General features: G+C 37.3%; 22 protein-coding genes and 1 riboswitch. Of the genes, 16 read left to right on the top strand and 6 right to left on the bottom strand.

Annotated elements, in window-relative coordinates; all coding sequences use genetic code 11:
• The first annotated feature begins 225 nt into the window (after positions 1 to 225).
• The 4 genes from desA (at position 226) to ACYQ73_RS25745 (ending at position 3,956) form a co-directional block, all read left to right on the top strand.
• On the top strand, positions 226 to 1,257 hold the full coding sequence (desA, locus tag ACYQ73_RS25730) for a Delta(5) desaturase DesA (protein WP_460015049.1): 1,032 nt from the start codon (positions 226 to 228) through the stop codon (positions 1,255 to 1,257).
• Positions 1,258 to 1,433: 176 nt separating this feature from the next.
• Positions 1,434 to 2,579, top strand: a complete 1,146-nt coding sequence (locus ACYQ73_RS25735; RefSeq protein WP_460015050.1) for a sensor histidine kinase — start codon at positions 1,434 to 1,436, stop codon at positions 2,577 to 2,579.
• Positions 2,580 to 2,595: 16 nt separating this feature from the next.
• Positions 2,596 to 3,207 (top strand): response regulator, encoded by a 612-nt coding sequence (locus tag ACYQ73_RS25740; protein WP_370082970.1) that lies wholly within the window; start codon positions 2,596 to 2,598, stop codon positions 3,205 to 3,207.
• 194 nt (positions 3,208 to 3,401) lie between these two features.
• A complete protein-coding gene (locus ACYQ73_RS25745; RefSeq protein WP_460015051.1) occupies positions 3,402 to 3,956 on the top strand; it encodes a methyltransferase in 555 nt (184 codons plus the stop codon).
• Positions 3,957 to 4,086: 130 nt separating this feature from the next.
• Here ACYQ73_RS25745 and ACYQ73_RS25750 read toward each other — a convergent pair whose 3' ends face one another.
• The 4 genes from ACYQ73_RS25750 to ACYQ73_RS25765 all read right to left on the bottom strand — a co-directional run bounded on the left by ACYQ73_RS25750 (position 4,087) and on the right by ACYQ73_RS25765 (position 6,899).
• On the bottom strand, positions 4,087 to 5,061 hold the full coding sequence (locus ACYQ73_RS25750) for a proline dehydrogenase family protein (RefSeq protein WP_460015052.1): 975 nt from the start codon (positions 5,059 to 5,061) through the stop codon (positions 4,087 to 4,089).
• 80 nt (positions 5,062 to 5,141) lie between these two features.
• The gene (locus tag ACYQ73_RS25755; RefSeq protein WP_460015053.1) at positions 5,142 to 5,894 is read right to left on the bottom strand and encodes an ABC transporter permease; all 753 of its coding nucleotides are present in this window, start codon (positions 5,892 to 5,894) and stop codon (positions 5,142 to 5,144) included.
• Entirely contained in the window at positions 5,891 to 6,622 is a 732-nt protein-coding gene (locus tag ACYQ73_RS25760) for an ABC transporter ATP-binding protein (protein ID WP_460015054.1), read from the bottom strand. Before ACYQ73_RS25760 ends, ACYQ73_RS25755 begins: the two co-directional genes overlap by 4 nt.
• Before the next feature lie 4 nt (positions 6,623 to 6,626).
• The gene (locus ACYQ73_RS25765; protein WP_460015055.1) at positions 6,627 to 6,899 is read right to left on the bottom strand and encodes a hypothetical protein; all 273 of its coding nucleotides are present in this window, start codon (positions 6,897 to 6,899) and stop codon (positions 6,627 to 6,629) included.
• Between the two features lie 87 nt (positions 6,900 to 6,986).
• Between ACYQ73_RS25765 and ACYQ73_RS25770 the strand changes: the two genes are divergently transcribed.
• Complete coding sequence (locus tag ACYQ73_RS25770) at positions 6,987 to 7,487, top strand: methylated-DNA--[protein]-cysteine S-methyltransferase (RefSeq protein WP_460015056.1); 501 nt, start codon at positions 6,987 to 6,989, stop codon at positions 7,485 to 7,487.
• 90 nt (positions 7,488 to 7,577) lie between these two features.
• Here ACYQ73_RS25770 and ACYQ73_RS25775 read toward each other — a convergent pair whose 3' ends face one another.
• Complete coding sequence (locus tag ACYQ73_RS25775; RefSeq protein WP_460015057.1) at positions 7,578 to 8,873, bottom strand: ammonium transporter; 1,296 nt, start codon at positions 8,871 to 8,873, stop codon at positions 7,578 to 7,580.
• 13 nt (positions 8,874 to 8,886) lie between these two features.
• Positions 8,887 to 9,228, bottom strand: coding sequence for a P-II family nitrogen regulator (locus ACYQ73_RS25780; protein WP_460015058.1), 342 nt, complete (start codon positions 9,226 to 9,228; stop codon positions 8,887 to 8,889).
• Between the two features lie 312 nt (positions 9,229 to 9,540).
• Between ACYQ73_RS25780 and ACYQ73_RS25785 the strand changes: the two genes are divergently transcribed.
• The 11 genes from ACYQ73_RS25785 (at position 9,541) to ACYQ73_RS25835 (ending at position 21,435) form a co-directional block, all read left to right on the top strand.
• Positions 9,541 to 11,001, top strand: a complete 1,461-nt coding sequence (locus ACYQ73_RS25785; RefSeq protein WP_460015059.1) for a nicotinate phosphoribosyltransferase — start codon at positions 9,541 to 9,543, stop codon at positions 10,999 to 11,001.
• Positions 11,002 to 11,023: 22 nt separating this feature from the next.
• Positions 11,024 to 11,848, top strand: coding sequence for an ammonia-dependent NAD(+) synthetase (nadE, locus tag ACYQ73_RS25790; protein ID WP_460015060.1), 825 nt, complete (start codon positions 11,024 to 11,026; stop codon positions 11,846 to 11,848).
• A 438-nt stretch (positions 11,849 to 12,286) separates the two neighbouring features.
• Positions 12,287 to 12,607, top strand: coding sequence for an NAD synthetase (locus ACYQ73_RS25795; protein ID WP_460015061.1), 321 nt, complete (start codon positions 12,287 to 12,289; stop codon positions 12,605 to 12,607).
• A gap of 375 nt (positions 12,608 to 12,982) precedes the next feature.
• Entirely contained in the window at positions 12,983 to 13,621 is a 639-nt protein-coding gene (locus ACYQ73_RS25800; protein WP_460015062.1) for a nitrous oxide reductase accessory protein NosL, read from the top strand.
• A gap of 59 nt (positions 13,622 to 13,680) precedes the next feature.
• Positions 13,681 to 14,952 (top strand): right-handed parallel beta-helix repeat-containing protein, encoded by a 1,272-nt coding sequence (locus tag ACYQ73_RS25805; protein WP_460015081.1) that lies wholly within the window; start codon positions 13,681 to 13,683, stop codon positions 14,950 to 14,952.
• Positions 14,949 to 15,401, top strand: coding sequence for a nitrous oxide reductase accessory protein NosL (locus tag ACYQ73_RS25810; RefSeq protein WP_460015063.1), 453 nt, complete (start codon positions 14,949 to 14,951; stop codon positions 15,399 to 15,401). Before ACYQ73_RS25805 ends, ACYQ73_RS25810 begins: the two co-directional genes overlap by 4 nt.
• Entirely contained in the window at positions 15,401 to 16,210 is an 810-nt protein-coding gene (locus tag ACYQ73_RS25815) for an ABC transporter permease (RefSeq protein ID WP_460015082.1), read from the top strand. Before ACYQ73_RS25810 ends, ACYQ73_RS25815 begins: the two co-directional genes overlap by 1 nt.
• On the top strand, positions 16,207 to 16,887 hold the full coding sequence (locus ACYQ73_RS25820) for an ABC transporter ATP-binding protein (RefSeq protein ID WP_460015064.1): 681 nt from the start codon (positions 16,207 to 16,209) through the stop codon (positions 16,885 to 16,887). Before ACYQ73_RS25815 ends, ACYQ73_RS25820 begins: the two co-directional genes overlap by 4 nt.
• Before the next feature lie 242 nt (positions 16,888 to 17,129).
• On the top strand, positions 17,130 to 18,071 hold the full coding sequence (locus ACYQ73_RS25825; protein ID WP_460015065.1) for an AAA family ATPase: 942 nt from the start codon (positions 17,130 to 17,132) through the stop codon (positions 18,069 to 18,071).
• Complete coding sequence (locus tag ACYQ73_RS25830) at positions 18,071 to 19,252, top strand: DUF58 domain-containing protein (protein WP_460015066.1); 1,182 nt, start codon at positions 18,071 to 18,073, stop codon at positions 19,250 to 19,252. Before ACYQ73_RS25825 ends, ACYQ73_RS25830 begins: the two co-directional genes overlap by 1 nt.
• Entirely contained in the window at positions 19,249 to 21,435 is a 2,187-nt protein-coding gene (locus ACYQ73_RS25835; RefSeq protein ID WP_460015067.1) for a transglutaminase TgpA family protein, read from the top strand. Before ACYQ73_RS25830 ends, ACYQ73_RS25835 begins: the two co-directional genes overlap by 4 nt.
• A 35-nt stretch (positions 21,436 to 21,470) precedes the next feature.
• Positions 21,471 to 21,572: riboswitch (purine riboswitch) on the top strand.
• Positions 21,573 to 21,656: the final 84 nt, after the last annotated feature.

Here is a 21,656-nt window from a genome sequence, read left to right on the forward strand (position 1 = left end):
ATTGGAGTGGAAGCTGGACGTTCCTAGGAAAGCGCCCAGACGGAACGGAAATCAACCACACGTTATGGTGATGAGCCATATTCATTTATAATTATTTTCTCTGCAGGCAAGATAAAAGGGTATGACAAATGTCATATCCTTTTTATGATGTTTGCTTCTGTTGCTGATTATACTCTTGTTTTATGATGAGGTCATAAGGAAAAAGGAAACGAGGGAGTAAAAACAATGGCAACAGATAAAGAAAAAACAAAAAAACTGCGCCAGGATGTAGCACCATTTGCGAAGTCTGACACAGCTAAAAGTATTTTTCAAATGGTGAATACGATTATACCTTTAATCGCCCTATGGGTAGCTGGTTATATGTTAGTGGATGTTTCACCATGGTTAACAGTTGGGTTAAGTGTAATTTCTGCTGGATTTGTCGTACGAACTTTTATTATTTTCCATGATTGTACACACGGTTCATTTTTCAAAAGTAAAAAAGCAAACGACTGGGTTGGTTTTGTAACTGGAGTGTTAACATCATTCCCATATGAAAAATGGAAACGTGAGCATACAATTCACCACGCAACTAGCTCGAACTTAGATAAGCGTGGTATCGGTGATATTGATATGATGACAGTGGAAGAATTTTTACAAGCATCTAAAGGGCAACGTTTATGGTATCGTTTTTACCGTAATCCATTCGTAATGTTTGGCTTAGGTCCGCTATTTATGGTGTTAATTTTAAACCGTCGTAATCGAAATGACGCTAAACAGAAAGAACGTTTTAACACTTATCTAACAAATGTAGTTATCACGGGAATCTGTGTTGCCTTAATTTACTTTATGGGGTGGCAAGCATTTTTATTAGTGCATGTAGTAACATTGTTTGTTGCTGCTTCTCTTGGCATTTGGTTATTTTTTATCCAACATACGTATGAAGATTCTTATTTTGAGCATGACTCAGAGTGGGATTATGTAAAGGCTGCTGTTGAAGGTAGCTCGTATTATAAATTACCAAAGCTATTACAATGGGTTACAGGCAATATTGGTTTCCACCATGTACATCATTTAGCACCACGTGTACCGAACTATAATCTTGAAAAGGCGCATAATGACATACCGCCATTACACACGGCAACGACTATTACGTTACGTACAAGCCTAGAATCATTACGCTATAAGTTATACGATGAGGATCAAGGCAAGTTTGTAACCTTTAAAGAAGTTAATGAAATAATCAAACGAAAAGCAAGAAGCAGTATTGCTGCTTAGTAGAATTTTTTCAGCCATCTCTTCGAAGGGATGGCTGTTTTACGTAAATAAAACATATATTGTGAATGAAGCAATTGATATGTAATTTACAGCTGTCATGGTTAAAACCATGTACAGGCATAAAATTAATTTTCTTGTTATAATAAGGGAAAAGTAGGAAAGAGCGTGAGATTATAATGAGGAAATGGCACAGTATTATTCCGAATAGTCCAATGCTCAGTATATATTTATGGATTATTTTCTGTTTCCTACCGTTTTTCTTCATTTTTAGAAAATCATCCTATATAGAAATATCAGTAGGTATTACATTTTTAATGCTATATTTTATTTTCTATCGGTTTTCCATGAATTCGAAAAACGGTCTTGTTTATATGTGGATTAGCTTTGAAATGGTCATTAATATCGTTATGACCATATTATATGGCTATGTGTATTTATCGATTTTCACAGCTTTCTTCATTGGAAATATTCGTAAACCTGTTGGCTTCTATATTATATATGGACTACATATTGGCTTTACGGTTATCTCTACAGGTGTTGGCTTTTTCGTTGAGCTACACTTATTTTTATCACAACTACCATTTGTTGTTTTAACGATTCTAGCGGTTGTGCTACTTCCACTAACGATTTATGCAAAAAATAAACGCGAAAATTTAGAGGGGCAGCTTGAGACTGCTAATGAACGAATAGCTGAGTTAATTGTTTTTGAGGAACGCCAACGTATTGCACGGGATTTACATGATACTCTCGGCCAAAAGTTATCGATGATAGGCTTAAAAAGTGACTTAGCTTCAAGATTAATTGAACGTGATCCACAGCAAGCTCTAACAGAGATTAAGGATATTCGTCAAACGGCAAGTATCGCATTAAAAGAGGTACGTGAATTAGTATCGGATATGCGAACAGCTAGGTTTGAGGATGAGATTATGCGTATTTCTCAAATATTAAAGGCTGCTGAAATGGAGTTTGTATTTGAAGGTGATAAAGATACTTTGCAAGTTCCACCACTTGTGGAAAATGTATTATCCATGTGCTTAAAAGAGGCAGTTAATAATGTTGTTAAGCATAGTGGTGCTACAAAATGCGAAATTGCTTTCCATCAAAATTTTAAGGAAGTATATTTAGTTGTTCGTGATAACGGGCAAGGAATCACCAAAAAACAAGCTTGGAAAACGGGTAATGGCTTAAAGGGAATGCGAGAACGGTTAGAGTTTATAAACGGTTCTTTTAAAATCGAAAGTGAAGAGGGCACTACATTAACAGTGTCGATTCCAGTGGCGATTACGCATCAGAAGGTCAAAGAAAACCTGAAGAACATATAGAAAAGAGGATTGCGACATGATACGAATTGTAATTGCTGAAGATCAGGGTATGCTACTAGGCGCACTGCGTTCATTACTTAGTATGGAGGATGATATGGAGGTCGTTGGATTAGCAAAAAATGGTGAAGAAGCATTGGCGCTTGTTGAAGAGCATCAGCCTGATATTTGTATTATGGATATTGAAATGCCTGTGAAAACGGGATTGGATGCTGCCGAAGAACTGCATTGCACAGGTTCTGATTGTAAAGTGATTATATTAACGACATTTGCAAGGCCGGGTTATTTTGAACGTGCAAGAAAATCCAGCGTTCGTGGTTATTTACTAAAGGATAGTCCGATAGAAGAATTGGTCAGTGCCATTCGTACAATTATGGACGGCAAAAGAATATATGCGCCTGAACTCGTTGATTTTGTCTATGAGGATGATAGTGAAAATCCTTTAACTGACCGAGAGAGCCAAGTACTGACACTTGTTGCAGAGGGAAAGACGACAAAAGAAATTGCTGCAGAATTATTTTTATCAGCAGGGACTGTTCGTAATTACATTTCCACTATTTTAGAAAAATTAAATGTTGGGAATCGTATTGAAGCCATTGCCCGCTTTAAAGAAAAAGGATGGAATAAATAAATACCTTAAGAAACTATCATGAATATCCTTATACCTAAGCGAAAGTATGGGTAAAAGTAGACAAAAGGCATTGAATCATTTAAATTCAGTGCCTTTTGTCATTAAAAAAATATATTAGCATATTGTATATTTAGACTACTAATGATAAAATTTAGAAAACAGTAATCATTTTAATGGGAAGGATGGAAATAATTATGAATAAAATTATGAAAGTAACTTCAACAGCATTATTAGCAACAACATTTGTCGTTACTAGCGCATATCCTTCAGCCGTTTTTGCTGCAAGCAACGATACGGTTGATCCAGTAGTTGAGACAGAGACATCTATCCCATTACAAAGTAATATGGATCTAGCTGTTCAGGCGGCATTAGTCGGTCCTGAAATTAAAAAATTAAATGTACTAGGTCATGAATTTAATGTAAAACCAGCTTCTATTTCGAAAAAGAATGATCTAACAGTTGTAAATGGGCAAATATCCCATCACTTAAGCTGGCGTCCGGATGATCAATTATACTACCGTATTGATATAGAAAATGGAGAAGTAAAGCAAGTAGAGATTAAAATTGACCGTGGAGGTTGGACAAGTTTATCTGCTCCATTTCTTGCTACATTAGCAGAGAAGAATGATATCCCGGTTACGCTTGAAATGATACAAGAACTTGGGCAAAAATTAGGTAGTTTTATTGATGGTAAATGGGAGCATGCAGCAGAAGCAATTGTTTCAACTATTGCTTTACATGTTGAATAATATAAAACTTTAATCAGTGGGGGGCTTTTTTCATCCTCACTGATTATTTTTATGACAAGCAGAGTTTGTAAATCCACAACTAAAGCCAGAAGCTCATTCAATTAAGCTTCTGGCTTCTTTATGGGGGACCTTATTTTTTACGTTTTGTTAAACGTCCAAGAACGAATGCACCTGCTGCAACAGCGAGGACTGTGTTCGTTTTTTTCGTAAATACTTGTTTTGTAACAAGATTAAGATTTTGAGGACGCTCTGCTAAACGGCGCATAAAGTAGCCGTACCAATCTTCGCCGAATGGTACATATACACAGAAGTTATAGCCTTCTTTTGCAAGCTCTTTTTGCATATCTGTACGGAAGCCGTAAAGCATCTGGAATTCGAATTTATCAAGTGGAATATTATTATCAGCTACAAATCGTTTTACATGTGCAATAACATTATGGTCATGTGTTGCGATGGACGTAAATTTACCATGTAGTAAATGATATTCGATTAACTCGATGAAATTTAAATCAATATCTAATTTATCTTGGAAAGCAACCTCTGCAGGCTCTTTATAAGCACCTTTTACGATACGAAGGCGATAGTCGTTGAATTTTTCGATATCGTCCTTAGCGCGGTAAAAGTAAGATTGGATAACAGTACCTACATTATTAAACGTTTTGGATAACTCTTCGACCATATCAAAGGATGTTTGTAAACGACCGTAGTCTTCCATGTCAAAGTTAACGAATATATCATATGCTGCTGCTTTTTCTACAATTTCATATAAATTATCGTAGCAAAAATCAACATCAATATCTAAACCTAATTGAGATGGCTTTAACGAAATATGTGCATCAACGCCGTTTTCATGAATAGCCTCAATAACAGCAAGGATTTGTTCTTTAGCTTTTATTGCTTCTTCTTCAGTTGAAACAAATTCCCCTAGATTATCTACTGTGCAAGAGATTTTATGTGCGTTAAGCTCTTTGATGCTCGCAATCGTTTCTTCAATATTTGTACCAGCTACTACACTTTGTGCTCCTAATTTTAGTCCGTATTTTTTTGCAGCACTATTTAATAGTTGGTTTTCAGATAAATGGATGAAAAAATCGCGTAATAACATGGTCATTCTCCTCACTGCATTTCTTTTTTTTCTATATTATAGCACAATTTAGAAAATAAATATTGTTTTTACTATAATGATTATTTCCCTTCCAGTATTTGCATGCGCTCATTAAAAAGTGCAGGATAGCTTAAAAAACCTATCATTATGCTAGATAATGTCGCTGCTGTTAGCAGGGCGAAAATGATTAACAGTTGGAATTGCACCGCTTGAATAGGATCTGCTCCGCCAATTATTTGACCACTCATCATACCTGGTAATTGAACAAGACCAATTGTTTTTTGGCTTTCAATTGTAGGAATCATACTAGCCTTTATCGCATCCATTAGCTGTCGATGAATAGCCTGTTTTGGTGTGCCGCCTAGCGATAAAATTAACTCAATTTCGTTCTGATGACTTGCAATTTCCGATGTAAAACGATTTAAAAATAGAACCGATAATACCATTGAATTACCAATCATCATGCCGCTAATTGGAATAATATACTGCGCTGTTGCAGGTACAATATCAAAACCAAGCAATACTCCTTGCGTAACAAATTCTACAACAATAAGAGTTAGTGCTATTTTCCATGTAATACCTTTAATACCTTGCCCTTTTTTACGAGCATTTAGTGTTGCTACTGTAATCATTAAAGTAACCATAAGGAAAATATAAATATAGCTTTGAGCATCAAAGACAAATTTTAAAATGTACCCGACGGCAAGTAGTTGAATAATAGAACGAATAGTAGCGATGAGTGTATCTTTTTCAAGTCCTAGCTTTAAGGTTTTTGACAGTAGGAGAGGAATTAAAACAAAAATTAACGTTAAGGAAAGAGAAGTATACGTCATACATTCACCCCCTGTACAAATTCAGCGACACGTGGATTTTTAGGTGCGTTAAGTAAGGAGCTTTTTCCTGTTTCAATTAGTTCTCCGTCCATCATGACCCAAGTGTAGTGTCCGATTGTCAGCGCTTGCTGTAAATTATGAGTGATCCAAATGATTGTGACATTAAACTTTTTATTGATTGTAGCAATAAGTGTCTCAATTTCCTGCACGGATTGACGATCTAGTGCAGATGTGATTTCATCTAGCAATAAAATGGAGGACTGATTAATAAGCGTTCTTGCAATAGAGACTTTCTGTCGTTGTCCACCGGATAATTTATTCGTAGGGCTTTGTAAAAAGCTTTGATCGAGTCCGACGTCTTGTAAATATTGGATAGCTTCTTGCTCTGTAAGCTTTTTTCCTTGTAAGGAACGAGGGAGTGCAAGATTGTCAAATACAGTTCCTTCTATCATAGGGGCCGCTTGCAGAGCCATACTCACATACCTTCTTAAAGCGGTTGGCTCGTACGTAGAAATGTCTTGATTATCAATTAATATTTGACCATCTGTAGGAGATGATAGTCCATTGCACAATTTAAGTAGAGTTGTTTTGCCAGCACCTGAAGGACCGACTAATGTAGTAATTTTTCCTTTTGGGAATGAACCAGTAATCGATTTTATGATCATCTTGTCATTCGATGAAAAAGTGACCTGTTGAAAGTGAATGGCAGGCTCATATGAAGTATTCATAAAGTTAAAACTCCTTTATACTAATAGGTAAAATAACTGTAGCATGAAACAAAGGGAAGCTAAAGTTATTTAACGATTTACAAGTAATGGATAAAACGGGGTGAATCACTAAGTGTTGTGGATAGGTTTTTTTAAAACGGCTACTATGTAAATAAGTTGATTGGAGTGGAAACTGTGCGACTCCTTGGGGATTAGCAATTAAGGAACGAAGGCTAAAACCATCACGTTCTGTGATAACGCCTTCGTGACCAACATCGTGTTGGCCCAAGCGGCTCATCGGACGCCCCTAGGAAAGCGCCCAGTCGGAACGGAAATCAACTACACGTTTTGTTGATGATCCTAGATTAATGTAGGGGGATAGAGAATGGATATATTATATGTAGATACTTTAACATATGCACAAGGCACTATGTATATCATTGCCTCAGATGATGGACTAGTATATATCGGAACACCAAATGCACCATTCGAAGAGGTGGAAGTGTGGGCGGAAAAACCATTTAAAGGCTATCGCTTCGAAGAGAATAAAGAAAAGTTACAGCAATATGTTAAGCAATTAACAGCTTATTTTAATAAAGAGCTCACTGAATTTGATGTGCCAGTACATGTTAAAGGGACAGCATTTCAACTAGCAGTATGGGATGCACTGAAGGAGCTACCATATGGTACAACGACAACGTACTCAGACATTGCACACCGAATTGGTAATTCGAAAGCAGTAAGAGCTGTAGGCAGTGCAATCGGTGCCAACCCGATATTAGCAATTATCCCTTGTCATCGTGTAATTGGAAAAGATGGTAAGCTAACAGGCTTTCGTAGTGGACTAGCTATGAAAGAATTTTTACTAGAGCTAGAGAAAGCGTAAAAAAGAATCTGCATACCTTTTGGGAAACAGCTCGCCGAAGGATTGCAGATTTTTGTTTTTTGTATTAAAGAAGTCGAAGATCATTAAATACTATACATGTTCCTCTTGAACATTATTATTTGTTTTACCGAAATGAGTTAAACGATGGGCAAATGTTTCTCCTCGCACGGCAGAGCCTTTGAAGATATCCTGAAACTCATAAGCCGGAGCACCGTGTTCGATGACGTCTAGGCCAGTGACTTCTTCTTCAGCAGAAACTCGTAATGGCACAATTGCTTTTATAATAAGTAAACCAGCTGCTACTGAAACGCTAACCCAGGCGATGGTAGCAATAACCCCAATGGCTTGCACTCCTAATTGGCCGAAACCTCCTCCATAAAATAATCCTTGACCACCAATATCAAACAAGCCAACTGCTAGAGTACCCCAAATACCACAGATACCATGGACAGCGATCGCACCAACAGGATCATCGACTTTTAATTTCCATTCAATAAAGCGGACGCCTTCGACCAATAAGGGAGCAGCAATTAATCCAATAATGAGTGAACCGACTATACTAACATTAGCGGCACCAGCAGTAATACTTACAAGTCCTGCTAAAGCACCGTTTAATGTGAGTGAGCCATCGATATGACCATATCGAAATTTCGTATAAATGGCTGTAACCACAACTCCAGCAGCAGCAGCGAAAAATGTATTTGCGATTACGCTCGGAACAAGTTTAGGATCAGCAGCTAATGTTGAGGCACCATTGAAGCCAAACCAACCAAACCAAAGTAAAAATACGCCTAAAGCTCCTAATGGAATACTATGTCCTGTAATAATGTTAACACGACCATTTTCATATTTACCTAGACGAGGACCGACCATTACCGCAGCTACAAATGCCGCCACTGCACCTGTTAAATGTACAACGGTAGATCCAGCGAAGTCGATAAAACCGAGATTTGTTAACCATCCATGACCACTCCAAACCCAATGACCAACAACAGGATAAACAAGTGACGACATGAGAATAATTACACCAATATAAGCAAAAATATTAGTACGTTCTGCTACTGCTCCGGATAAAATCGTTGCTCCAGTTGCTGCAAACATTGATTGGAAAATAAAGAAGGAGAGATTATCTACACCATTTAAGGCAAAGCCACTTGTACCGAAGATACCGCCAACTGAATCACCAAACATAATAGCGTAACCACAGAGAAAATAGATAATGCCACCAAGTGAAATAGTTAGGAAGTTTTTCATAATAATATTGACTGCATTTTTTGACCGTGTAAAGCCCACTTCAACCATCGCAAATCCTGCGTGCATAAAGAAGACTAAAATTGTACCGAGCATCATCCAAACTAAATTTATTGATAATGTTATTTCATCCATATATATCGCCCCCTTATTCTACAGCAATTGATCCGACTTCTTTTGTACGGATACGAATTGCTTGTTCTATTGGATAAATGAAGATTTTACCATCTCCAACCTTGCCGGTTGCTGCCTTTCGTAATAAAACTTCAACAATGGGATCTACTTTTTCATCATCAATAATCATTTCTAATTTCAACTTCGGTAAAAATTCAATTTCGTATGTATTTCCGCGAAATAAACCTGTACGCCCTAATTGACGACCACAACCAGCAATTTCTGTAACACTGAGCCCTGCGATACCTTCCTGTGCAAGTCCGTCTCTGACAGCGCCGAAAACTTCAGGGCGGATGATTGCTTCTATTTTTTTCATTAATATCAGCTCCTTGAGTAAATTTAATTTACATGTTAAAACGCTATGAAAAACTGCGCAATATTTTTCTGAATGTTCATGTCAGGTTTTATTACATGGTATACTTCGTCTTTCGTAATAGTTTGCTGAAAAGGTTTTTAAAAGGGGAATGAAAGCGGTACTAAAAATTGTGTCTAAAATGTGTACGATTCGAAATTTTCTAATTATTCATGTAAGGAAATCTAACATTAAAGTGAGAGGATGTAATACGCAAGAATTTGGATATATAGTGTATACTAGGACTAATTATCAAAGCGGAAGAAGGGGTTTCTTGTGAGATCAAACTATGCAGATGATAGCTTAGCGCTACACACGGACTTGTACCAAATCAATATGGCAGAATCGTATTGGGCTGATGGTATACATAATAGAAAAGCAGTTTTCGAACTATATTTTAGAAAATTACCTTTTGGCAATGGTTATGCAATTTTTGCGGGGTTAGAGAGAATTCTTGAATATTTACGTGATTTTCGTTTTACTGATTCGGACATAGCGTATTTACGTGAAGAGGTTGGTTATAAAGAGGATTTTATCGAGTATTTAAAAAATATTCGCTTTACAGGGGATATGTATTCAATGGTGGAAGGAGAAACTGTTTTCGCTAATGAACCAATTATCCGCATTGAAGCACCTTTAGTGGAAGCGCAACTAATTGAAACCGCATTACTTAACATTGTGAATTACCAAACCTTAATTGCAACAAAGGCTAGTCGTATTAAACAAATTATAAAAAATGAAGTGGCAATGGAGTTCGGTACACGACGTGCTCAGGAGATGGACGCAGCAATTTGGGGAACGCGTGCGGCGTTTATTGGTGGTTTTGCTTCAACTAGTAATGTTCGAGCAGGTAAACTCTTTAATATACCAGTATCAGGTACACATGCACATGCACTTGTACAGGCCTATAAAAATGATTATGATGCATTTCACTCCTATGCAAAACGTCATCGTGATTGCGTATTCCTTGTAGATACTTACAATACGTTAAAATCGGGTGTGCCAACAGCGATTCAAGTGGCTAAAGAGCTTGGTGACAAAATTAATTTTATTGGAATTCGTTTAGACAGTGGGGATATAGCTTTCTTGTCAAAAGAAGCACGTCGTATGTTAGATGAGGCAGGCTTCCAGAACGCTAAAATTATCGTATCAAATGACTTAGATGAATACACGATCTTAAACTTAAAGGCTCAAGGTGCAAAAGTTGATGTGTGGGGAATTGGTACAAAGCTCATTACTGCATATGACCAACCAGCTTTAGGGGCTGTTTATAAAATGGTCGCTATTGAAAATAACGATGGGCAGTTAGAAGATACGATAAAAATTTCAGCGAATGCTGAAAAGGTAACGACGCCAGGTCTTAAAAATGTATATCGCATTATTGATAGAAAGAATGGTAAGGCCGAGGGAGATTACATTACGATGCAAGATGAAAATCCTCAATCAGAGAAAAAAATTAAAATGTTCCACCCTGTTCATACATTCGTATCAAAATTTGTAACGAACTTTGAAGCTAAGGATTTACATCATCATGTGATTAAAAATGGTGAAATACATTATCAAAATCCTACTTTGGAAGAAATGCGCGATTATGCAGCAAATAATTTAGAGTTGTTATGGGATGAATATAAACGTGCCATGAATCCTGAGGAATACCCAGTCGATTTAAGCCAAAAATGCTGGAATAATAAAATGCGTAATATTGAAGAAGTAAGCGAAATGGTCAATCGATTGTAAATCGTAAGGAGTGAAAGACAAAATGACATTACAGCAAGAAATCATTAAGGAATTACGTGTATTACCTACTATTAATGCGCAGGAAGAGATTCGCAAATCTATTGATTTTTTAAAGGAATATGCGCGTCGCTATAGCTTTGTAAAGGGATTTGTTCTAGGGATATCAGGTGGTCAAGACTCCACGTTAACCGGAAAATTAACGCAGCTTGCGGTGGACGAATTAAATGCCGAAGTGGGAGAAGCGAAGTACTCATTTTGGGCTGTTCGTTTACCATATGGTGTGCAAGCAGATGAAAAGGACTGTCAGGATGCGATTGACTATATAAAACCTTCGAAAACTTATACGGTCAACATTAAAGATGCAGTCGATGCAAGTGTTAGAGCCTTAACGAATGCAGGTATTGAACTAAGCGATTTTGCCAAAGGGAACGAAAAGGCACGTGAGCGAATGAAGGTGCAGTATTCTATTGCTGCTATGAATAATGCTGTTGTGCTAGGGACCGATCATGCTGCGGAGGCAATTACAGGTTTTTATACAAAATTTGGGGATGGTGGTGCGGATTTAATGCCAATCTTCCGTCTCAACAAGCGTCAGGGTAAGCAGTTACTAGCTGCGCTTGATTGCCCGGAGCACTTATATTTAAAGGTACCAACTGCGGATTTAGAGGAAGATCGTCCTTCATTACCAGATGAAGTAGCTCTCGGTTTAACGTATGACCAAATTGATGATTATTTGGAGGGGAAGGAAATCCCTGTAGATGCTCGTAAAACATTAGAAGGGCATTATTTACGTTCACAGCACAAACGTCACATGCCAATTACAATATTTGATGATTTTTGGAAGTAATTTATAGCTATCAACATAGCGTGGGGTTGATTTCCGTTCCGGCTGGGCGCTTTCCTGGGGGCGTCCGATGAGCCGCTTCACTCGCGTTGCTCGCTCCAGGGTCTCGGGCCAACACGAGGTTGGTCACGAAGGCGTTATCACAGGACGTGATGGTTTTAGCCTTCGTTCCTCTAATCGCTAATCCCCAAGGAGTCGCCCAGCCTCCACTCCAATCAACCTATATAATGGAATACGTTTTAGTAAATGTTATTTCCAACTTTTGGTGATTAATATATAAATATTTGGGAAAAGAGCTATAAGAAAAAGTGAGAAACACTTTTTCTTATAGCTCTTTTCTCTCTTTTTTAAGCAATTTGGTTCTGTATTATTAAGTTCAAGCATATAATGTCGATATATATACCTACAAAGTTGATAAAAAGTAAAGGAGGATAATTATATATGAGGACTTCTAGAGTAAGTTCGACGACTAGTAGTATATTTCGTAACGAGCAACAGTATTTACATGCTGGGGATTTAAGTCATAATTTCGGACAAAATCCGAAGAAACAGTTTAAAAACAGTTTGCTAAAGAATAAAGATAAAAAGCATTTAAGTAACACGAGACAAATCCAGCAGCAACGTCCAAATAAAGTAGCAGCTAGTTTTGTGGACAATGCTTACGATTTACAAATACGCAATGAACTAAATGAAACTGCCGTTAAGCTAAGTCTTGTCAGCAAGCAAAAGAAGCTTCTCAATAGTTACCGTTCTTCTATATAACATCATAAATTCGAACTCTCTACGTCATTCAGGATGTAGGGAGTTTTTTATTGTGATGAAAACCAAAATGGTGTCAATAAAATCTTTACGAATTGTGAGGCACTTTGAATAAGGGTCAAGCGCCCGGTCGGAACGGAATCACCCCCTCGTTTTGCTGAAGAGCCATTAATAGGACTATAATTTCATTGACCTTGAATGTAAGGTGTAAAAAATGGAAATTATATATTCTTTATTCAAAATATTTGAAGTCAAGATGTTCAATGAATATTCAAGGTAATTTTTCCAATACTTCACAGCGATTTTTAACTTATTTCACAACTTACCTGTAAAGTATGTAATAGAAACAGAAAAAAAGAAATATTGGGGGAAGCAATTGTGAAAAAAATATGGTTACCTTCACTTGCAGCATTACTTTTACTCGCGGCGTGTGGTACAGAAAAAGATCAAGTTAAGAAAGAAGAGTCTAAGCAAGAGGTTACAACAAGTGAAGCAGAAGCAAAGGATAAATCTAAACAAGTCGCTTCTTTAGTGGATCCACGTTTACAAGAGCCAAAAGAAGGTACAATGTGTGAAATGTGTAATATGAAAGTGTATTTGAAGGATGAAGATATGGGTGAATTCTCTACTCAAGCAATAAAAGAGGATGGAACAATTGCCTTTTATGATGACATCGGCTGTTTAGTAAATGCCGAGGTTGCAAATAATGAAAAGAACGAAAAATTTGTACGTGATCATATCACAAAAGATTGGGTAAAGGTTGAAGATGTAACAATCGTTAAAACCGATCTAAAATCTCCAATGAACTGGGGTTATATTTACTTCACCAATAAAGCTGATGCAGACAAATACATCGCCGACAATCCAACTGCACATGTAGAGGAATTACAAAAAATTAAAGACGATGCATTAGAGCGTCGTAAAAAGAAAATGAAAGAAAAAGCTGAAAAAGAAGCCAAAGGTGAATCTGATTCTATGCATATGGAAGAAAAGAAACCTGATGGTCATGGTCATTAATCGAATGGGCTAGGGGGAATCCTCTAGTCTTTTCGTGCTGAACTGGGAGGTAAGGATTGGTGAAAAAAATAGGGTTTGCCTTATTGTTTTTTCTATTCATGAGTCAGACAGTGTATGCCGATTTCGATGTACAGGAGGCCATTAATGCAGCAAAACCAGGTGAGGTCGTTCATATTCCTGCTGGTCGTTACGAAGGTAATTTTATTGTGACAAAACCGATAACGCTACAAGGTGAAGAGGGAACGGAACTTATCGGTGAAAGTGACAACCCCACGCTCCGAATTGAAAATACTGCTAATGTCACTGTTGAAAATATAACGTTATCAGGGAAAAATAAAGCGATCGTTGCTAGTACTGTAGATGGACTTGAGCTACGTAAGTTACAAATGAAAGATGTTCATACGGGTGTCCATATACAACACTCCAAAAATGTACGTATACAAGATATCGATGTGACCGGTATCAAAGGTCATTATTCCCAAAAAGGTAATGGGGTGGCTGTTTTTAAGAGTGAGGACATCACTATCGAAGGCAATACTGTTGAGCAAGTGCAGGACGGAATTTATATAGAAGAGGTCAAGCGTATTGTTGTTCAACATAATAAGGTAACGAGCAGTCGTTACGGTACGCATTTTATGTATACAAGTGATGCTAAAGCACTTTTCAATACATATGCTCAGAATGTGACTGGCCTTATGATTATGATGACAACAGACATATTCCTTGAGAATAATATAGTAGCTAATCATTTTGATTTTAATGGCTACGGTATGCTGCTGTTTGATGTACAGCAGGCCAAAATTAAACATAACACGATCAAAAATAACCGAACTGGTGTGGCAATGCAGAAAAGTTCAAATATCCGAATTGAAACAAATGATTTTCAAATGAACCAAACAGCCATTGAAGGTACAAAGGTAAGTGACGGCACAATGGCTAGTAGTAATAACTTTACAGGTAACATTTTAACGGCGCGCTCCGATAAGCAAGGCTTTCAACTAGTAAGTAATTATTATGATGATTATTCAGGGATTGACTTAAAAGACAATGGTATAGGTGATATTCCATATGTGGCTGTGTCGAGCTTTGGTCAATGGATGGTACGCCAACCTGTTTATCAATATTTCGTGGCATCTCCAAGCGTCATTTTACTAACATCGCTGGATCAGCAAATCAATAAAATCGAAAAGAACATGCTTGTTGATAATACTCCAAAATTGGCGGTGAAGCATGTGAACGAGAAGAACAAGATAAATGTGGTGCAAATGCTAGTAGGCTTATTCTTGACAGTAAGTAGTTTATGGCTATGGAAAAGAGGAATAACAGAATGAAAAAATGGATGATGATTGTAATGCTATGTTGTGGTGTGTTGATGGGGTGTAGTGAAAAAACATATGAGCCTCGTGAAATAGTTAGTGAAACCGATGTTTGTAAAATATGCAATATGAGTATAGTTCATAATTCATATGCTGGTCAGATTGCATTGAAAAATGGTGATTATGAAATTTTTGATGACATCGGCTGTCTAATGGAATATATAGAAGCAAATGGAGAAGACGAGGTTGGGGCAGCTTTTATTAAAGATGCAGCAAAAAATGAATGGATTGACGTTTTTAATGCTGTTTATGTATATAACAAGGATTATTGGACTCCTATGAATTATGGGGTAGTTGCGCTCGATTCGAAGGAAGCGGCACAGGAGTGGATGACTACAGAGGGAGAAGGTCAGCTGCTTGCCTATAAGGATTTACACGATTTTAAATGGGGGATCCATAAGTGATGTATAGCATGCTTATTAAACTAGAATTAAGGCAAATGCTCAGAAGTCGTTGGATGCAACTTGTAGGCTTACTTTTCACATTCGTTTTTACAGCTATCATTGTCATTCAGCAAATGGCGTTACCGGATGTAGAGGGCTTTACGCGACAAACAGCCTCGTTTTTAAATGTATTGTTGTTTTTATTGCCTCTATTTATTTTAACGATTGGTAGTATGAGTATTGCTGGTGATGTGGAATCAGGCTGGTTTTCATTATTAAAGACATATCCGATGACGCGTAGGCAATATATTGCAGGAAAGTATATTGCCTCTGTGCTTGCCTTTTTATTAGTCGTCGTCGTGGCGTTTGGCGTAATTTTAGCGCTTGGTGGATTTCTTGGCGGAGTTCGTTTGCCAGTTATTTTCATTATTCTAACTTTGCTATGTATCTTCATTTTTGTGTCATTGGCCATTGCTGTGGGAGCCTTTGCAAAAACAAGATTATTTGCACTGTCGTTATCACTTGTATTTTGGTCCATTTTTTTATTACTAATCTCTTACGCTTTAATGGCTATTGGGACGATCGTGGCGGGGCATATTCTTCAAAAACTGACGATTATAGCGATACATATTAATCCTGTGGAGTGGCTGCGCTTTGGTTACTTTATTTTTACAGATCAGGCTAGTGTGCTTGGACCAGCGTTTTATAAAGTAACGCAGTTTTATTCGTCACCACTAGGTTACGCAGTATACGCAGCTGTGACATTACTTTGGATAGTATGTCCGCTAGCTTACACTAGCTTCCTTTTAAAGAAAGGGGAAAGAAGATGATGTTATTAGAAACAAAGAAGTTATCGAATATCTATGATAATAATAGAGGTCTTCATGAAGCCTCCTTTTCTTTACAGGCGGGGCGTATTTTAGCGCTTGTAGGAGGAAATGGTGCTGGAAAGAGTACTTTAATTCGCTTGCTAACTGGGCAAGAAAAGCAAAAATCAGGAGAAATAATATGGCATAAACCACAAGCTATTCGATATATGCCTGACGATGTGGACTTTCCGTCTATGTTAACAGCTGCAGAAATTTTGCAGCTACTTGCCTCTTTAAAGAAAATTGGTAAAAAGGAGCAGGAAGATGTACTGAGACGCGTCGCTTTATGGGATGTTCGAAAGCAAAAAGTAAAGCATTTTTCAAAGGGGATGCGACAACGGCTTAATCTCGCTCAAAGTTTACTTGGTGAGGGCTCTTTGCTTATTTTAGATGAGCCTACGAATGGTCTTGATCCTTTTTGGATTGCAGAGCTGAAAAAAATGATGTTAGAGGAAAAAGCAAGGGGCCGTACTGTGATTTTTTCTACGCATTTGCTTGCTTTTGCGGAGGAAGTAGCGGACGATGTGTTAGTTTTACATGAAGGAAACATACTTATTTCTGGTGAATTAAAGGAAATATTTTTACAAGAAAATTCATCTTCGTTAGAGAATTTATGGTTAAAAAAATTAAATCTGTAACATTTTGATAGATAATGACGTTATACTAAAAGATAGGTTTGTTTGAATTGTATTCAGAACAAGCCTATCTTTTTCATGCTGAAGTATTATTATTTTTCTCGCTAAGTACTCGAGTTATAGGGATGAAGCAATAGATGAACGTTTCGTACTAATTGTGTTACTAAACATATTTCGTTATTCTTAAAGAAGTTATCATGCAATTCAAACAATTGCTGAAAATGAAATAGGAGGTTTTTTGATTTATGAATTCACAAATACAAGATGTATTAGAAAATATAGAAGAAGTAATGATAGGCAAAAGAGAGGTTGCAGAGCTCAGCATAGTAGCTTTGCTGGCAAGAGGACATGTCTTGCTTGAGGACGTACCAGGTGTCGGTAAAACAATGATGGTGCGAGCGCTGGCAAAATCCTTTGATGCACAGTTTAAAAGGATTCAGTTTACACCTGATTTATTACCGTCTGATGTTGTAGGAGTATCTATTTATAATCCAAAAACGTTGGAATTTGAGTTTCGACCTGGTCCGATCATGGGTGACGTAATTTTAGCTGATGAAATTAACCGTACATCTCCAAAAACACAATCTGCTTTACTTGAGGCGATGGAGGAAGCATCTGTCACGATTGATGGTAAAACCTTAACAATTAATCAACCCTTTTTCGTTATGGCCACTCAAAATCCAATTGAGCATGAAGGAACATATCCGTTACCAGAAGCACAGCTGGATCGATTCTTACTAAAAATAAAAATGGGTTATCCTTCAAGAGGGCAAGAAGTGGAAATTCTTCGTCGTGCTGAACATGGTAAACCAATTGAAAAAATTGAAGCGGTGTTAACAGTTGCGCAATTAAATGAATTGCAGGAGCTTGTACAGGGTGTGTATGTTGAAAATTCGGTCAAAAACTATATGGTCGAATTAGCGACTCAAACAAGGGAAAATAGTTATGTATATTTAGGTGTGAGTCCTCGTGCAACGATTGCTTTAATGAAAGCATCACAAGCTTATGCATTTATAAAGGGACGTAGTTATGTTACTCCTGATGATGTTCAATATTTAGTGCCATTTGTTTTTAGCCATCGTTTAGTACTAAAACCAGATGCCCGTTATGATAACGTAACGGCAGAGGAAATTATTGCGCGTATTATTGCGAAAACACCTGTGCCGACAAAGAGGTTTGCAGAGTAATGAAGAAATGGAAAGCTTTAATTGAGAAAAGTAAACATTTCTTATTAGTATCTTTGTTAATGATCATAACGTTTTGTTATGCCATGTTCCAAGGTGGGTTTGTCAGTTGGTTTGTATTTTTTACAGTTAGTCCGTTTTTGTTATACGCAGTTATTTTCTTACTAGTAAAAGAAGATATTTTACTAGTGGAACGCAAAATTGAACCCTCTCATGTTGAGAGTGGACAATCTGCTAAGGTTACAATTACGGTAGAACGAAAAACACGTTTTCCGTTTGCTTATATGATGATGGAGGAACTTGTGAACAGTGAAGCCCTTGTTCAATCGAGGGTGCAAGGAACGAATAGCATTATGTTCGTTGGCTTCAGGAAAAAATTTAGCTGGGATTACGTGTTGGAAAATATGTCCCGTGGCGAGCATCGTTACTTAGGTGTTAATATTGTTTTCTGTGATTTTTTTGGCTGGGCAAAAAAGCGAGTTGCGGCAGAAAAGGAACAAGTCATTTTAGTTTACCCGAGAGTACGCGAGATGAGGTATGCCGCGCTTCAAACAAAATTTGATGTTGGTACAATGATGTCACCTTATTCAATTGTTAAGGATACATCTATGGCTGTTGGCTTACGTGAGTATGTTCCAGGTGACCGTTTTTCGTGGATTCACTGGAAATCATTTGCGAAAACACAAACATTGCAATCTAAGGAATTTGAAGATCGACAATCACAGGAATTAATGTTGGTACTCCATGCTGGAAAATCTCCGTTATTTGAAGAAAAAATTGAGCTTGTAGCTTCGATGCTACAAACAATTGTCGGAGAACGTGGAGATATTTCATTTGTTTCAGCTGGTTCGAAAACGAAGGTGTTTCCGATTATCCAAGGTAATAAGCAGCTAGATCAAGTAATGTATCATTTAGCTGCTATAAAACCTGCTGAAACGGTCAAATTTCAATTACGAGATCAGCAAGTGTTTAAGCATGTTGCAACATTACTGTATGTTACGAGTGAAGTATCAGATGAATTACTTCATTCTCTAGCGAATATGGTGAAAAGCTGTATTTGTTTTGTAGTAGCTGAGCAACCACCAATGCAAACAGAATTGGCGAAGCGTTATAGGCAAATTCAAGTTGTACATGTAAATCCAACAGATTATTACCATCTGTTCACGGAGGTGATAAAGCCGTGAAAAAATCACTAGGAAATTTTATAGAATTATCAATAGCTTACGTAATAATTTTTCTAATTTTACGTGAATGGCTTACTCCTGTAATGCAGCTGACAAATACAGGAGTGATTCATTTGTTTTTAGTATTTATCGGTCTAGCATTGATACTCAGCTTATTTCAAGTACATCCATTATTGTCGGGATTAGTGAAATTTGGTTATATTACTTGGTTTATAGTGTTTGTTTATAGTGAAAGTCCCTTTTTTTCAGGACAGACAATACCATTTTTAATGCATGAATGGAAATGGAATATGACGACCATTCTTTCGGGCGATTTTGGACAAGTATCGGATTCATTTAGAACGGTGCTATTCCTTGCGCTTATTTGGATGTTAATATACCTAATTCATCACTGGATAACTGTGCGGAAAAATATATTCTATTTCTTCGCGTTAACTGTATTCTTTATTGCCACACTAGATACGTTTAGCGACTATGATGGAAAGGTAGCAATTGTTAAAGTACTTGTGCTTGGATTAATAATGACAGGCTTGCTTTTTGTTAAAAGCTTATGGCTTCAAACAGATGCACCAAGCAATGTAATAGGAAAGTGGAAACTAGTTATTCCGATGATCGTTTCGGTAATGCTTGTTAGTTCAGTGGCATTCTTTTTACCTAAGACAGGACCGACTTGGGCTGATCCAGTGCCTTTTATTAAAGGGGTTGCAGGGCAAGGGGACTTTGGAACAGGTGCAAAAACAGCTGGCTACAGCGAGGATGATAGTCGATTAGGAGGACCGTTTCAAGGTGATAATACACTAATTTTTACTGCGGCTTCTCGTGATCGCCATTATTGGCGTATAGATACAAAGGATACTTATACTTCGAAGGGCTGGATTCTTTCGGAGGGGAACTTTGGCAAAAATGTTTACCAAACCAATACCCCTATCCAAACTTCGTTACAAGTTGGATCTCCAGAAAAAGAACGTCAAAGTCAAATAGACATGGCTACTCCAATGCCATTTTTATTGCAAACGTATGGCATGATATCTGTTTCTGCCCAAGATTCACCGCTGTTTATTCAGGATGAACGCACTGAAAAAATAGCAATAGAACAACAGAACGGTGAATCGAAATTATTGTCTAACTATACGATTTCTTATAGTGAGCCAGAATATAGCATGAGTCAGCTTCAAATGTCTAAAACATCCACATTAGAAACATTAGACCCTTCCTTTAATCGTTTTTTACAATTGCCAAATACACTTCCGCCACGTGTAGTGAATTTAGCGAATGAAATCACACATGATAAGGCTTCGGTATATGATCAAATAAAAGCAGTTGAAAGTTATTTTTCATCTCATGGCTTTAGATACGATAAAAAAGAAGTAGCAATTCCGGCTGAGGGGCAAGATTATGTTGATCAGTTTTTATTTGATACTAAAGTTGGCTACTGTGATAATTTCTCAACATCAATGGTTGTCCTCTTACGTTCGGCGGGGATACCCGCACGTTGGGTGAAAGGCTTTGCACCGGGCAAGCCTGGTCGAATAACAGACGGTTTACAGGAGTATCAAGTTACAAATGATAATGCACACTCATGGGTCGAAGCGTATGTACCTGGAACAGGCTGGATGGAGTTTGAACCGACAATTGGATTTTCTAGAAATATGAATATCAATTATGATATTGAGCAAGACACTCCTCAGCAGGAGCAAGTGCTGCAGCCTGAAAAAAAACAAGAGCAACCAAAGAAGGAAGAGCAAGAGCCGAAGAAAGAAACATCTAGCTCAACGTCGTTTAGTTTTGATTCTGTTTGGACATGGATGAAAAAGCTTACTTATGTATGGATTGTTCTAGGCATTTTGATGATCATCGGTGGCATTGCTTTGTTTATGCAACGTAAAACGTGGATACCTAAAATGCAAGTACGAGCATTTCGTAAAAAAGAAGCGGACTGGACAAATTTTGATGCTTCATATCATGTTTTAACAAAGCAATTATCTCGTATTGGGTTACGCCGGAAAGATGGCGAAACATTACGTGCATTTGCTATAAGAGTAGATGAGTCGCTAGAGACAGAAGAGATGCAAAAACTGACTGCTGTATATGAACAACATATTTATGGCAAAGATAAACAAGAGATTGATTTTATGAAACTGAAAGAAAGTTGGGAAAATTTAATCAATCGCACTATCAGTTGATTTTGATGGGTACAAAGAGTAAAATGAAAAAAATTATATATGATGAGGATTGCTTTCATATAAGTTCGATAATAAGGTTCGGATGTTTCTACGAAATCACCGTAAATGATTTCTCTATGAAGGTGAATGTTTTGGTTAGGTGAGAACGTTAGTAAATCACTTTACTTTGCTACGCATTCGCCTTTATAAATTAAGAGCTTATGAACGCGTAGGAAGTTTTT

The sequence above is a fragment of the Lysinibacillus sp. CTST325 genome (assembly GCF_054665055.1).

Excerpts from the sequence above, each read along its gene's own strand:
- desA (WP_460015049.1), top strand. The coding sequence starts at position 226 with ATGGCAACAGATAAAGAAAAAACAAAAAAACTGCGCCAGGATGTAGCA.
- ACYQ73_RS25735 (WP_460015050.1), top strand. The coding sequence starts at position 1,434 with ATGAGGAAATGGCACAGTATTATTCCGAATAGTCCAATGCTCAGTATA.
- ACYQ73_RS25740 (WP_370082970.1), top strand. The coding sequence starts at position 2,596 with ATGATACGAATTGTAATTGCTGAAGATCAGGGTATGCTACTAGGCGCA.
- ACYQ73_RS25745 (WP_460015051.1), top strand. The coding sequence starts at position 3,402 with ATGAATAAAATTATGAAAGTAACTTCAACAGCATTATTAGCAACAACA.
- ACYQ73_RS25750 (WP_460015052.1), bottom strand. The coding sequence starts at position 5,061 with ATGTTATTACGCGATTTTTTCATCCATTTATCTGAAAACCAACTATTA.
- ACYQ73_RS25755 (WP_460015053.1), bottom strand. The coding sequence starts at position 5,894 with ATGACGTATACTTCTCTTTCCTTAACGTTAATTTTTGTTTTAATTCCT.
- ACYQ73_RS25760 (WP_460015054.1), bottom strand. The coding sequence starts at position 6,622 with ATGAATACTTCATATGAGCCTGCCATTCACTTTCAACAGGTCACTTTT.
- ACYQ73_RS25765 (WP_460015055.1), bottom strand. The coding sequence starts at position 6,899 with ATGAGCCGCTTGGGCCAACACGATGTTGGTCACGAAGGCGTTATCACA.
- ACYQ73_RS25770 (WP_460015056.1), top strand. The coding sequence starts at position 6,987 with ATGGATATATTATATGTAGATACTTTAACATATGCACAAGGCACTATG.
- ACYQ73_RS25775 (WP_460015057.1), bottom strand. The coding sequence starts at position 8,873 with ATGGATGAAATAACATTATCAATAAATTTAGTTTGGATGATGCTCGGT.
- ACYQ73_RS25780 (WP_460015058.1), bottom strand. The coding sequence starts at position 9,228 with ATGAAAAAAATAGAAGCAATCATCCGCCCTGAAGTTTTCGGCGCTGTC.
- nadE (WP_460015060.1), top strand. The coding sequence starts at position 11,024 with ATGACATTACAGCAAGAAATCATTAAGGAATTACGTGTATTACCTACT.
- ACYQ73_RS25795 (WP_460015061.1), top strand. The coding sequence starts at position 12,287 with ATGAGGACTTCTAGAGTAAGTTCGACGACTAGTAGTATATTTCGTAAC.
- ACYQ73_RS25810 (WP_460015063.1), top strand. The coding sequence starts at position 14,949 with ATGAAAAAATGGATGATGATTGTAATGCTATGTTGTGGTGTGTTGATG.
- ACYQ73_RS25815 (WP_460015082.1), top strand. The coding sequence starts at position 15,401 with ATGTATAGCATGCTTATTAAACTAGAATTAAGGCAAATGCTCAGAAGT.
- ACYQ73_RS25820 (WP_460015064.1), top strand. The coding sequence starts at position 16,207 with ATGATGTTATTAGAAACAAAGAAGTTATCGAATATCTATGATAATAAT.
- ACYQ73_RS25825 (WP_460015065.1), top strand. The coding sequence starts at position 17,130 with ATGAATTCACAAATACAAGATGTATTAGAAAATATAGAAGAAGTAATG.
- ACYQ73_RS25830 (WP_460015066.1), top strand. The coding sequence starts at position 18,071 with ATGAAGAAATGGAAAGCTTTAATTGAGAAAAGTAAACATTTCTTATTA.